Source organism: Sinomonas cellulolyticus, from assembly GCF_014656475.1.
Classification (GTDB): Bacteria; Actinomycetota; Actinomycetes; order Actinomycetales; family Micrococcaceae; genus Sinomonas; species Sinomonas cellulolyticus.
On record NZ_BNCM01000009.1, the window covers coordinates 136,188 to 147,910 of the forward strand.

The window sequence follows — 11,723 nt, forward strand, 5'->3', positions numbered from 1 at the left end:
ACGCCGTGTTTCTGGTCAACGCAGCAAGACGCAGGAGAATGTACCCATGACTGACCAGAGCGCCACGTGGCAGGACGAGCCAACGGACTACGACGAGGTGGGAAAGCTGGCACGGAGCGAACCCGCGCCCGAGCCGGCTGCAGCACTGGGGTCGCTGAACATCACCGCGGCTGTGGCCGACCCGGAGCTCCTGGACCTTCCGTGGCACGTGGCGCTCGAGGACTGGCCCGAGGAGTACCTCGCGGCGCTCCCCCGCGGCATCTCGCGGCACATCGTGCGCTTCGCGAAGCTCGGCGGCTCGGTCATCGCCGTCAAGGAGACGAGCGAGCACGTGGCCCGACACGAATACCACATGCTGCGCAAGCTCCAGCGGCTCGATGTCCCGTGCGTTGAGCCAGTCGCCGTCATCCGCGACCGCCACACCCCTGACGGTCGGCCGCTCGACACGGCGCTCGTGACGCGGCACCTCAAGTTCTCGCTCCCCTACCGTGCCCTGTTCTCGCAGAAGCTGCGCCGGGACACGCTCACGCGCCTCATCGATGCCCAGGCCCTGCTGCTGGTCCGGCTGCACCTCGTGGGCTTCTACTGGGGCGACGTCTCCCTCTCCAACACGCTGTTCCGGCGCGACGCCGGCGCATTCGCCGCCTACCTCGTCGACGCCGAGACGGGCGAGCTGTACCCGGACCTCTCGACCGGCCAGCGCGAGTACGATCTCGAGATCGCCCGGGTGAACATCGCGGGCGAGATGATGGACCTCCTCGAGGGCGGGCTCATCGACGAGGTCGTGGACCCGGTAGCCACGAGCGAGCGGATCATGGACTCGTACCGCAACCTGTGGGCGGAGCTGACGGAGAAGGAATCGTTCGAGCTGGGCGAGCGGTGGCGGGTGGCCGCCCGGATCCGGCGCCTCAACGAGCTCGGCTTCGACGTCGAGGAGTACGTGATCAAGACGACGCCGGACGGCGCCACGATCCAGCTCCAGCCCAAGGTGGTCGACGCCGGCCACCACCAGCGCCGGCTGATCCGGCTCACGGGCATCGACGCCCAGGAGAACCAGGCGCGCAGGCTCCTGAACGACATGGACACGTTCCGGGCAGAGAACTACGCCGGCCAGGACGAGGAGATCAGCGCGCACGCGTGGGTCAGCCAGGTGTTCGAGCCCATCGTCAAGGCGATTCCCCGGGAGCTCTCCGGCAAGCTCGAGCCCGCCGAGGTGGTGCACCAGGTCCTCGAGCACCGCTGGTACATGTCGGAGCAGCTCGAGCGGTACATCCCGCTCGCCGAGACGGTGCAGTCCTACATCGACAACGTGCTGCGGCACCGCCGCGACGAGGCAGCCATCATGCTGAACCCGGACACGCAGATGCTCAAGGTCATCGAGAGCGAGGAGGCCCGCCACCGGGCCCTGGAGGAGCTCGACTAACCGAGGTGCTCCGTGAGCCACTCCACGAGCGGCCTCAGCTCGGTCCAGCTGGCCCGCACGCGCTCGAGCGCCTCCGGCGTGCCGAGCCAGTCCGGGGTCCCGAACGCCTTGCCCGCGGTGAGCGACTTGTGCTTGAGCAGCTCGCCGCGCGGGTGGTCCTTGGCGTACTCGCGCGGAACCGTCTTGAGCCGCTCGCCGTTGATCGCGTAGCCGTCGGCGCGCAGCGCGTCGACGATCTGCTGGAGCTCGCCCCCTGAAGCCGGGGCGTCGACGGCGGCGCGGAACCTCGCGATCTGGGCCGGCGCGGGCGAGTGGTAGCCCCCGCCCACGGTGAGCCCGTCGGCGTCGAGGTGCAGGTAGTAGCCGGTCCCCTCGGTGGTCTGAGCGAAGCCGCCCTGGTGGGTCTTGTACGGCGACTTGTCCTTGCTGAAGCGCACGTCGCGGTACGGGCGGAACGCCTTGGCCTCGCCGAACTCCGTGGACAGCTCGTCGAGCAGTGCCGTCATGGGGCCGCGCACGGCCCGCTCGTACACGTCCTTGTGCTCGGTCCACCACTCTTTGGTGTTGTTCTCCTCGAGCCCCGCGTAGAACTCGGTCCCCTCTGCCGGGAACCCCTCGAATGCGCTCATGGGCAGCATCCTCCCGCCTGCTCGCGCGCCGCTCAACCCTCGGCGGGCAGCCCGGGCCCTGCGAGGCGCCACACGACGGCGGCCGGCCCCTCGGCGGCGAGACGAGCCGCGCCGTCGTGCGCGGCGGCGCCTTGCGCATCCGGGCGAGGGCGCGCATCAGCGGGTTCCAGCACGAGGCGTCCGACGGCGAGCGCGGGCTCCGCGCCCGGCCACCCCTCGGGCAGCACGCCGGCAGGAAGTGCGACGGCGGTCGCGGCCCGCGCGGCGGCCACGAGGAACGTCGCCTCCGGCAGCTCGCGCACGAACACGAGGAGATCGCCCCGGGCCCACAGCCAGCGCAGTGACCCGATCCGCAGTGTGGCCTCGCGCCGCAAGTGCCCGAGCCGCGAGTACAGGCCGCGCAGGTCGGCGACCACCCGTTCGGGCGCGTCCCACGGCATCGGAGTCCGGGAGTCCTCACCGTTGACCCCTTCGAGCCCGAACTCGTCGCCGGCGAAGACCATCGGCATGCCGGGCAGTGTGAACGCGAGCACGGCGGCGACCTGCTGGCCGCCCGGGACCATCGCGGTCGCCGCGCGGGCGGTGTCGTGGGTGTCGATCGCGCTGAGCGAGCGCAGCCGGACGTCCCAGGGATAGGCCGCGGAGAACGCGCGGTACTGGGCGAGGAAGCCTTCGGCCGGGATCCGTGGAGGTCGGCCGGACGGGGCACCGAAGTAGTTCACCGCAATACCGTCCGCGAGCCAGCCCCAGAGCGGCCGGGTGAGCGAGGCGTAGCTCATGGAGCCGTGGAACGTATCCCCCTGGAAGTCCGCCGAGGCATCGTTCGTGGACTCCGCGATCAGCAGCGCATCCGGCCTGGCCGCGAGCGCGGTGGCCCGCAGCACGCGGAACACGTCCGTATGGTGGTCCACCGCGCCGAGGCGCCCGGTCATGTTGCCCACGTCGAGGCGCCAGCCGTCGAGCCGGTACGGCTCACGGAGCCACTGCGCCACGACCGAGCCGGGGCCCTCGAGGAACTCGCCGCGGAGGGCCAGCGAGGCCCAGTCGAGCTTGGGCAGGCTCGGCACCCCCCACCAGGCCTCGTACGTGCCGTCGGGGCCGAAGTAGTAGTAGTCGCGCTCGGCGGCGGACGACGTCGCACCAACACCTGTGCCGTCGGCGCGGGCGCCAGAAGCGGCCGCCCGCTGGAACCACTCGTGGGCGTCGCCGGTGTGGTTTGCGGTGAGGTCACCGATGACGCGGATGCCGCGGGCGTGGCACGCCGTGACGAGGCGCACGAGCGCGGAGTCCCCGCCGAGGATTGGGTCGACATGCCGGAACGTCGAGGCGTCGTAGCGGTGGTTGGACCGCGCCGGGAAGATCGGCGTGAGGTAGAGGACCTCGACGCCGAGCTCCTCGAGGTGGTCGAGGTGTTCGCGGATCCCGTCGAGATCGCCGCCGAACAGCTGCCGCGGTGTGTCAGGGCCCTCGTGCACGACGGCGTCGCCCCACATCGCGGGCACGGCCCAGTCGGGTGCGGCCCACCCGGACGCGCCCTCCGCTGCCGCGGACTCGGCCAGCGCGCGCTCCGTCGAACGCGCGAACCTGTCCGGGAAGACCTGGTACGTGACCGCGCCAGCGGCCCAACCCGGCCCGGGGGCAGCGGCGGTCAGGCGGAAGTCGGCCACATCCGGGACGTCGTGGCCCCACATGCCCGCGGCGTTGAGCCACGCGGGCGGCGAGCCCGCGCCGTCGTGCTCCCGCTCGAGCAGGAAGCGGTACCGGGCCACGGGGTTGTGCACGCGCACGCGCCCCTCCCACCAGTCCCAGCCGGCAGCCGCGCCCAGGTGCCGCGCGGGGGCGAAGCGCGGCTCGGCGTCCTCGACCGTGCGTACCCACACGCGCACGACGCCGCTGCCCTCCCGCGTGCGCACCCGCACCCGGGCCTCGTCCCCGAGGCCGAGGTGCCCGGACCCGTCGTGCCCGCCATGGACGTACAGGGGCGACCCGTCATGGTGCGCCTCGAGCCCCGGGACCGTGGTGGCGGGGATCATCCCTTGACCGAGCCTGCCACGAGCCCGGAGACGATGTACCGCTGGAGGAACAGGAACAGGGCCATGACGGGCAGCGCGGCGAGCACGGCGCCGGCGGCGAAGACGCCCCAGTCCTCGGTGCGCTGGTTCGCGACGAACGAGTACAGGCCCACCGCGAGCGTCTGCGTGTTCGGATCGGTGAGGACCACGGACGCGATGACGAACTCGCTCGAGATGCCGATGAACGTCAGGAGCCCGACGACGGCGAGGATCGGGGTGACGAGGCGCAGGATGATGCCGAAGAAGATCTGCACGTGGCTCGCACCGTCGATCTTCGCGGCCTCGTCGAGGGAGACGGGAACGGTGTTGAAGAACCCGTACATGAGGTATGTGTTCACGCCGAGCGCACCGCCGAGGTACACCATGATGAGGCCGAGCTGGCTGCCCAGCCCGAGGGCCGGGATGACCTCGCCGATCCCGTTCAGGAGCAGGAAGATCGCGACGACGGCGAGCAGCTGGGGGAACATCTGCAGCAGCAGCAGGCTGAGCAGTCCCACGCGCCGGCCGGTGAAGCGCATGCGGGAGAACGCGTACGCGGCCAGGGCCCCAAGGAGCACGCTCGCGGCGGAGGTCACGAGTCCCACGTAGAGCGTGTTGACGAACCACGTGCCGAACGGCCGCTGGTCGTTGCCGAACAGCTTGATGAAGTTGTCCAGGGAGACGTTCGCGAACAGCGACTCGGCGCCGGCGAGGGTCCCCGAGGGGTTGAACGCGGCCGAGAGGACATACAGGAGCGGGAACACCGCGAACAGGCTCACGGCCACACCGACGGCGTGCCGCCAGCCCTTCTCCCTCAGCCACCGCCCGAAGGGGAGCCTGCCGCGGGCGGGGGCCGGCGGCGTCGTGCGTGGCGTGCCGTCAGCGGTCCGGAGGGTCCGGCCGTTCTCGCTGGTCTGGATGCTCATGTCAGTTCACGTCCTCGAGGGCCTTGGTCTGCTTGAAGCTGATCGCCGAGACGGTCGCGACGATGATGAAGATGATGATCGCGAGGGCGCTCGCGAGGCCGTAGTCGCGGCCGGTGCCCACGCCGAACGCGCTCTTGTAGACGAGCGTGATGAGGATGTCCGTGGCGCCGATGTCCCGGGTCGTGTCCGCGAAGCGCGGGCCGCCGTTGGTGAGCATGTAGATCACGTTGAAGTTGTTGAAGTTGAACGCGAACGAGGAGATCAGCAGGGGTGCGGTCGAGACGAGCAGGAGCGGGAGCTTGATCGAGCGGAAGATCCGCCACGGGCCCGCGCCATCCATGCGCGCCGCCTCGTCCACGTCCTCGGGAAGCGACTGGAGCGCGCCCGTGCACACGAGGAACATGTACGGGAAGCCGAGCCACAGGTTGACCACGAGCACGGAGACCTTCGCCAGGACGGGGTCGGTGAGCCAGCCGATGTGCGCACCGCCGAGGAGCGCGTTGTTGATGAACCCGAACTCGGGGTTGAGCAGGCCAGCCCACACGAGGCCCGAGAGGAACGCCGGGAACGCGTAGGGCAGGATCATGATGATCCGGTAGACGCGTCTGCCCTTGAGGTCGGCGCGGTTGAACGTGATCGCGAGGAACAGTCCGAGCGCGAACGTCAGCAGCACCGAGGCGATCGCGAACGTGAACGTCCACGCGGTCACGGCGAGCAGCGGGCCGCGCAGCCCCGGATCGGTGAACGCCGTGACGAAGTTCTTGAAGCCGACGTCGATCTTCCAGCCCGTCGCGAGCTTCTCGCCGGACGATGAGACGAAGTCGCCCTGGCCGGAGTCTCGGTACACCGTCCCCGTGTCGTTATCCATGAGCGTGTCCGCGGCGCGGTCGTAGACCATCGACGAGCGGAAGATGTACGCGTTCGAGCCGTCCTGCGTGCGCAGCGTGCCGTCGCCCGGGTTGTCCGAGACCGGCACCACGAGCCCCAGGACGTCCTGCTGGTGGGCCACGAGGTCGGCGAGCGCGAGGGTCTGGTACCCGTCGAGGGACCTGGCCTTGCCGGTCGAGTCCTTGACCGCCGCGGGGGCGGGCTCGAGCTTCTTCCCGGTCCCGCCGATCTCGGCGGTGCCGCTCGGGTCAGTCACGAGGAGGTAGTAGGCGCCGTCCTTGGTCACGACCGACGTGCGGTACGCGGGCGAGTCCGGCACGCGTTTCTGCGAGGAGGTCAGGATCGAGGCGATCGCGTCCTCCTTGGTGCTGTTGTGCCCGTCGCCGTAGTTGGTGAACGCGATGTAGCCGGAGAACACGACCACGAACACCTGGAAGACCGCGAGGAACAGCACGCCCGGCGCGAGGTACTTCGCCGGGAGGCCGCCCGGGCGGAGGTAGATCCAGTTGATGAGCAGCGTCACCGCCGCCGCGATCCCGAACACCGCCCACGAGTGGGAGAGGAACAGGGCGATGCAGATGTACACCGCGAGGGCATCCACGAGGCCCAGCAGCACGATCTTGGCCAGGGCGCCCTTCCACGAGTCCGGGCCGCGGCGGGCCCGCTGCGGTGCACCGCGCCGCGGTGCGGGGGGCTGGGAGGCGGGGACGGCGTCGTCGTGCGCCAGGGCGGTGAGCTGATCTGCTCGGGGCATGGGGATTCCTTCGGTTGTCGTGCCTGGACTGCGGTGGGAACGCACGACGGCGGCGCGCGCCCCTGGCGCGGGTGCGCACCGCCGTCGGTGGTCGGCTCAGCCGCCTAGGCGCCGATCTTGCCCTTGATGGTCGCGGCCATCGTGGCCCACTGCGCGGCGGGGTCGCCGCCCAGGCCCTTGATGAGGTTCAGCTCGGTGGCGCCCCAGTCCGCCCAGACGGCGTCCATGGCCGGGATGGCGGGCATCGGGACGCCCTTGGTGCCGATCTCGCCGAATGCCTTGACGATCGGGTCGCTGGACGCCTTCTCGAACGAGGCCTTGAGGGCCGGCGGGCGGCCTCCGGCCTTGAACATGGAGTCCTGGACCGCCTCGGTGGTGAGGTAGTTGACCACGAACTCGTTGGTCGCGAGGGCGTTGGCGCTCTTCGCGGAGATGAAGAAGCCGTTGACGCCGAGGAACGGCTGGGCATCCTTGTCGCCGGCCTTGGGCAGCGGATCGACCGCGATCTTGAGGCCCTTCTTCTGCATGTCCGGCACGTTCCACGGGCCGGTGAGGTAGTAGGGGCTCTCGCCGGCGAGGAACTTCTCCTTGGCGATGTCGCCCGTGATGTTGGAGTTGAGGACCTTCGAGCCGGTGTCGCCCCACTCCTTGAGCTTGGCGGCGAACTCTGCGCCGCCGGGGCCGCCGAGCGTGAGCTGCTTGGGGTCGTACTCGCCCTTGGAATCGAGGCCGAACACCTGGACGCCCATCGACGTCTGGAGCGGGTAGAGGTGGTACGGGTCGCCCTGCTTGGGGTCGAGGCCGACGAGGAACGCGTACTTGGCCTTGCCGGCCGCGACCGTGTCGGCGCCCTTCTTGAGGACCTCGTCGAACGTGGTGGCGGCGGAGTCGACGAGGGCCGTGTTGCGGATCAGGCCGATGTTCTCGATCGCGTAGGGGACACCGTAGATGGAGCCGTTGTAGGTCATGGCGCGGACGGCAGCGTCCTGGAATCCGGACTTCTTGTCGCCGAGCTCGACCGGGGAGATGACGCCGTTCTGGACGAACTTGCCCAGCCAGTCGTGCGGGCCGACGATCAGGTCGGGGCCCTTGCCTGTGGGGACCTGCGTGATGAAGTCGTCGCGGACCGCGGCGAAGTCCTTCACGACGAGCTTGACCTCGATCCCCGTGTCCGCCTTGAACTTCTCGGCGACGTCCTTCAGCGCGGGCGCGCGCTCGGCGTCGAGCCACATCGTGATCGTGCCGGCCCCGCCGGCGGCGAGGTCCTTCTTCGCCTGCGTCGACGGCGACGAGCTCGTGGTGTTGGCTCCGCACGCGGCGAGGCCGAGCAGTGCGGCGGCCCCGGCCGCGCCGGTGACGAAGTTCCGGCGGCTGAGTGCCACCTGCGGGGTGATTCGCACCATCATGGGTGTCCCTTCTGGGTCAAAGGGTGAGGCGAACCTCCCGAAAAGAGCAGGAGAGTGAAGCACCTCACAATTGGAAACGCTTGCAGATACTACACAGTAGATCGCAGGGCGCAAAGCAGGACCCTGCTTGTATGAGGTTCATGGGGTGTAAACGCTTCCAGAATGGCGTGTCATGTGTCAGGATGTCCGGCATGGCTCTTTCGACTGCCGTTCCAGTCCTGCCCGCCGCGCCGCCCGCTGCCATCCCCGAAGAACGAGGGAAGACCGCGACCGTGGGCCCCCTCGTGCGCATCAGCGAGGCCTCCCCGCACGAGGACTGGTGGCGCTCCGCCGTCATCTACCAGATCTACCCCCGGTCGTTCCGCGACGCGTCCGGCGACGGGGTCGGCGACCTCGCGGGCATCACGGCCGAACTCCACCATGTCGCCGAGCTCGGGGTCGACGCCGTGTGGCTCTCGCCCTTCTTCGTCTCGCCCCAGCGCGACGGCGGGTACGACGTGGCCGACTACTGCGACGTCGACCCGCTCTTCGGCACGCTCGCCGACTTCGACGCCCTCGCCGCACGAGCCCGCGACCTCGGCCTGCGCATCATCGTGGACCTCGTCCCCAACCACTGCTCGAACGAGCACGCAATGTTCCGTGCCGCCCTCGCGGCCGGGCCTGGGAGCACCGAGCGCGGGCACTTCATCTTCCGTGACGGGCGCGGCGAGCACGGCGAGCTGCCGCCCAACAACTGGGAATCGCACTTCGGCGGCCCCGCGTGGACGCGCGTCATCGAGGCGGACGGCACCGCGGGCCAGTGGTACCTGCACCTGTTCGACTCGACCCAGCCGGACTTCAATTGGGACAACCCCGCCGTGGGCGACGAGTTCGAGCGCGTGCTGCGCTTCTGGCTCGACCGCGGGGTGGCCGGCTTCCGCGTCGACGTCGCGCACGCCCTCGTCAAGGCGCCGGGGCTCCCGGACTGGGGCGGGAGGGCCGACGGCGGCTCGTCACCGGGGTTCCCGGGGCACCACGCGCCGATGTTCGGACAGCCCGCGCTCAAGGACGTGTACCGCCGGTGGCGGGCCATCCTCGCCGAATATGGCCCGGACCGCGTCCTGTGCGCCGAGGCCAACGTCGACCCGCTTGACCGGATGGCCGAGTGGGTCGCCCCCGACCAGCTGCACCAGGCCTTCAACTTCCCGTTCCTCGGGGCGCCGTTCGAGGCGGAGGCGCTGCGCGCCGTCGTCACCCAGTCGCTCGAGGCGTTCGGTGCCGTCGGCGCCCCGACGACGTGGGTCCTCTCGAATCATGACGTGGTCCGGCATGCCTCGCGGCTCGGGCTTCCCGGCATCGGCCTCAACGTCGGTGACGGACTCGGCCCCGCTGACGTCCAGCCGGACCTCGCCCTCGGGCGGGCCCGCGCACGCGCCGCGACCCTGTTCATGCTGGGCCTTCCGGGCAGCGCCTACCTCTACCAAGGCGAGGAGCTCGGGCTCGTGGACAACACGGGCATCGCCCCGCACGAGCGCCAGGACCCCACGTTCCACCGCACCGGCGGGGAGCGGGTGGGCAGGGACGGCTGCCGAGTGCCCCTCCCGTGGCGCGTGGACGCACCCGCGCACGGGTTCAGCGAGGCGGGTCTGAGCTGGCTCCCCCAGCCGGGCCTCTGGGCAGAGCTCTCGCGCGACGCGCAGGCCCTCGACCCGGACTCCCACCTGAGCCTCTACCGGCGCGCCTTGTCGCATCGGCGCGGGCACGGGCTCGGCGCGGGAAGCCTCGCCTGGGCGCCCGAGCTGTGCCGAGGCGGCGTGCTGGCCTTCGTGAACGGCACTATTCTGGTCATGCTGAACGCGGGCGGGACCGCAGCGGCCCTGCCGCCGCTCGAGGTCATCGTCAGGTCCGGCCTCGGCGCACCCGCCGAGCTCGCACCGGGCGAGGCCGCGTGGCTCCGGCTCGGCGAGGACGGATGACACCTTGAGGGGGCTGCTGGGGGCATGAGGGACGAGTCCGGTGTGAGCGTGAGCATCCGCGACGTCGCGCAGTCGGCAGGCGTCTCGATGGCCACCGTGTCCCGTGCCCTCAGCGGCCGCGGGAATGTCTCGGAGCGGAGCCGGCTCCGGGTCCTCGAGGCCGCCGAGTCCCTCGGATTCGTTCCCTCCTACAACGCCTCGAGCTTGGCCTCCGGCCGCACCCGCAACATCGGCGTCATGGTCCCCACCGTGAGCCGGTGGTTCTTCTCGAGCGTCCTCGAGGGCGTCTCCAAGACCCTGCTCGAGGCCGGCTATGACCTCACCCTGTACAACACGGGAGAGCAGGCGGGGAACCGGCAGAGCGTCCTGACAGACTTCCTGCGGCGGCAGAGGCTCGACGGCGTCGTGGCCGTCTCCCTCGAGCTCTCGCCGAAGGAGGTCGCCCAGCTCCTCCGCGTGGGCCGGCCGGTGGTCGGCCTCGGCGGGCCCATCGAAGGAGCGGCAACGCTCCACATCGACGACTTCGCGGTCGCCAGGCTGGCTACCGAGCACCTCCTCGGCCTGGGCCACACGGACATCGCGCACCTGAGCGGTACCGCCGAGTTCGAGCGAGACTTCGCCCTGCCCGCGAACCGGCGCCTCGGTTTCGAGGCCGCCATGGCCGACGCGGGAATCCCCGTGCGGCCCGAGTGGCTCGTCGCCACGGACTTCACGATCCCGGGCGCGCATCAGGCCGCCAAGCGCCTGCTCGCCGGCCCGGCTCGGCGACCGAGCGCCATCTTCGCCGCTTCTGACGAGATGGCCATCGGAGCCATCACCGCGGCACAGCAGCTGGGCCTCCACGTCCCCTACGACGTCTCTGTCGTGGGCATCGACGGGCACGAGCTGGGCGGGATGTTCGGCCTCACGACCTTCGACCAAGCGCCCGCGCGCCAGGGTGCCGATGCGGCGCGCATGCTGCTCAGCGAGCTCGAGTCCGACGGCGCCAAGCCACAGAGCCGCGCGATCGAGCCGGAGTTCATCGTCCGCACGAGCACGGCCGTGCCGAGGTCACTCCGCTAGCGCCCGTCGGGGGGCCTTAGATCGTCAACGCCTCTAGGTCTCCTCGACCGAATCGGCCGGCTGGCCGAAGAACGCCGCGAAACGGCCCAGGATGACGGACCAGTCGGCGTACTTCTCGTACTGCGCGCGCCCTTCGCGCCCGCGAGCCCAGCCGTCGTGCGTGAGCACGACGACGGTCTGGTCGCCGTCATCGGCGAACTCGACGCGTACGCGCGTGGGCGCATCCGCGGGCCCCGCGAGCGTCCAGGCGAACTCGAGGAGCGACCCAGGCTCCTCGCCCGTCACCTCGCCCCACGAGCGCAGCTGCCCATCGGGGCCTTCCTCCCCCACGATGCCGTCCTCGATGAACGGATGCGTCCCCTCGCCGAATCCGGTGTAGGAGGACGGCCACCAGAGGTGCAGGTCCCCGACGAACGCGTTGTACACGATGTCTCTGGGAGCCGGGAGGCGCACCCGGGCGACGCGCGACGGCGGCGCCTCGCCACTCGCGGTCACGTCACGTTCCGGACGCGCAGCGTGGGAGAAGAGCGAATCCATGTGCCGATCCTAGCTGTGTTAAATGTCAGGACCCCCGGCCGTGTGGTCGGGGGTCCTGGAATGGTTGTCCGGCGGTGTCCTACTCTCCCACA

General features: G+C 70.3%; 9 protein-coding genes. 3 read left to right on the plus strand and 6 right to left on the minus strand.

Annotated features, from left to right (window positions below):
- Positions 1-46: 46 nt before the first annotated feature.
- Positions 47-1,423 carry a DUF4032 domain-containing protein gene (locus IE231_RS12595; protein ID WP_189694308.1) on the plus strand — a complete coding sequence of 459 codons (1,377 nt, stop codon included), beginning with the start codon at positions 47-49 and terminating at the stop codon, positions 1,421-1,423.
- Here the strand turns inward: IE231_RS12595 and IE231_RS12600 are convergent.
- From IE231_RS12600 to IE231_RS12620, 5 genes are all read right to left on the minus strand, one after another.
- The gene (locus IE231_RS12600) at positions 1,420-2,052 is read right to left on the minus strand and encodes a DUF2461 domain-containing protein (protein ID WP_189694309.1); all 633 of its coding nucleotides are present in this window, start codon (positions 2,050-2,052) and stop codon (positions 1,420-1,422) included. The two genes, IE231_RS12595 and IE231_RS12600, sit on opposite strands and share 4 nt — an antisense overlap.
- A 32-nt stretch (positions 2,053-2,084) precedes the next feature.
- Positions 2,085-4,085 carry a glycoside hydrolase family 13 protein gene (locus tag IE231_RS12605; RefSeq protein WP_189694310.1) on the minus strand — a complete coding sequence of 667 codons (2,001 nt, stop codon included), beginning with the start codon at positions 4,083-4,085 and terminating at the stop codon, positions 2,085-2,087.
- On the minus strand, positions 4,082-5,029 hold the full coding sequence (locus tag IE231_RS12610) for a sugar ABC transporter permease (protein WP_189694311.1): 948 nt from the start codon (positions 5,027-5,029) through the stop codon (positions 4,082-4,084). Before IE231_RS12610 ends, IE231_RS12605 begins: the two co-directional genes overlap by 4 nt.
- Position 5,030: 1 nt before the next feature.
- The gene (locus tag IE231_RS12615; protein WP_189694312.1) at positions 5,031-6,671 is read right to left on the minus strand and encodes an ABC transporter permease subunit; all 1,641 of its coding nucleotides are present in this window, start codon (positions 6,669-6,671) and stop codon (positions 5,031-5,033) included.
- A gap of 104 nt (positions 6,672-6,775) precedes the next feature.
- Complete coding sequence (locus IE231_RS12620; protein ID WP_189694313.1) at positions 6,776-8,077, minus strand: sugar ABC transporter substrate-binding protein; 1,302 nt, start codon at positions 8,075-8,077, stop codon at positions 6,776-6,778.
- 191 nt (positions 8,078-8,268) lie between these two features.
- Between IE231_RS12620 and IE231_RS12625 the strand changes: the two genes are divergently transcribed.
- Positions 8,269-10,032: a glycoside hydrolase family 13 protein gene (locus IE231_RS12625; RefSeq protein WP_189694314.1), complete on the plus strand. Its 1,764-nt coding sequence runs from the start codon at positions 8,269-8,271 to the stop codon at positions 10,030-10,032.
- 24 nt (positions 10,033-10,056) lie between these two features.
- Complete coding sequence (locus IE231_RS12630; protein ID WP_189694315.1) at positions 10,057-11,094, plus strand: LacI family DNA-binding transcriptional regulator; 1,038 nt, start codon at positions 10,057-10,059, stop codon at positions 11,092-11,094.
- A gap of 33 nt (positions 11,095-11,127) precedes the next feature.
- On the opposite strand, the gene IE231_RS12635 is transcribed toward IE231_RS12630, so the two are convergent.
- Complete coding sequence (locus IE231_RS12635) at positions 11,128-11,631, minus strand: SRPBCC domain-containing protein (protein ID WP_189694316.1); 504 nt, start codon at positions 11,629-11,631, stop codon at positions 11,128-11,130.
- Between the last annotated feature and the right edge of the window lie 92 nt (positions 11,632-11,723).

Bases quoted from the DNA above. Each gene is read 5' to 3' on its own strand.
- IE231_RS12625 (WP_189694314.1), top strand. From the start codon at position 8,269: ATGGCTCTTTCGACTGCCGTTCCAGTCCTGCCCGCCGCGCCGCCCGCT.
- IE231_RS12600 (WP_189694309.1), bottom strand. From the start codon at position 2,052: ATGAGCGCATTCGAGGGGTTCCCGGCAGAGGGGACCGAGTTCTACGCG.
- IE231_RS12615 (WP_189694312.1), bottom strand. From the start codon at position 6,671: ATGCCCCGAGCAGATCAGCTCACCGCCCTGGCGCACGACGACGCCGTC.
- IE231_RS12595 (WP_189694308.1), top strand. From the start codon at position 47: ATGACTGACCAGAGCGCCACGTGGCAGGACGAGCCAACGGACTACGAC.
- IE231_RS12620 (WP_189694313.1), bottom strand. From the start codon at position 8,077: ATGATGGTGCGAATCACCCCGCAGGTGGCACTCAGCCGCCGGAACTTC.
- IE231_RS12630 (WP_189694315.1), top strand. From the start codon at position 10,057: ATGAGGGACGAGTCCGGTGTGAGCGTGAGCATCCGCGACGTCGCGCAG.
- IE231_RS12635 (WP_189694316.1), bottom strand. From the start codon at position 11,631: ATGGATTCGCTCTTCTCCCACGCTGCGCGTCCGGAACGTGACGTGACC.
- IE231_RS12605 (WP_189694310.1), bottom strand. From the start codon at position 4,085: ATGATCCCCGCCACCACGGTCCCGGGGCTCGAGGCGCACCATGACGGG.
- IE231_RS12610 (WP_189694311.1), bottom strand. From the start codon at position 5,029: ATGAGCATCCAGACCAGCGAGAACGGCCGGACCCTCCGGACCGCTGAC.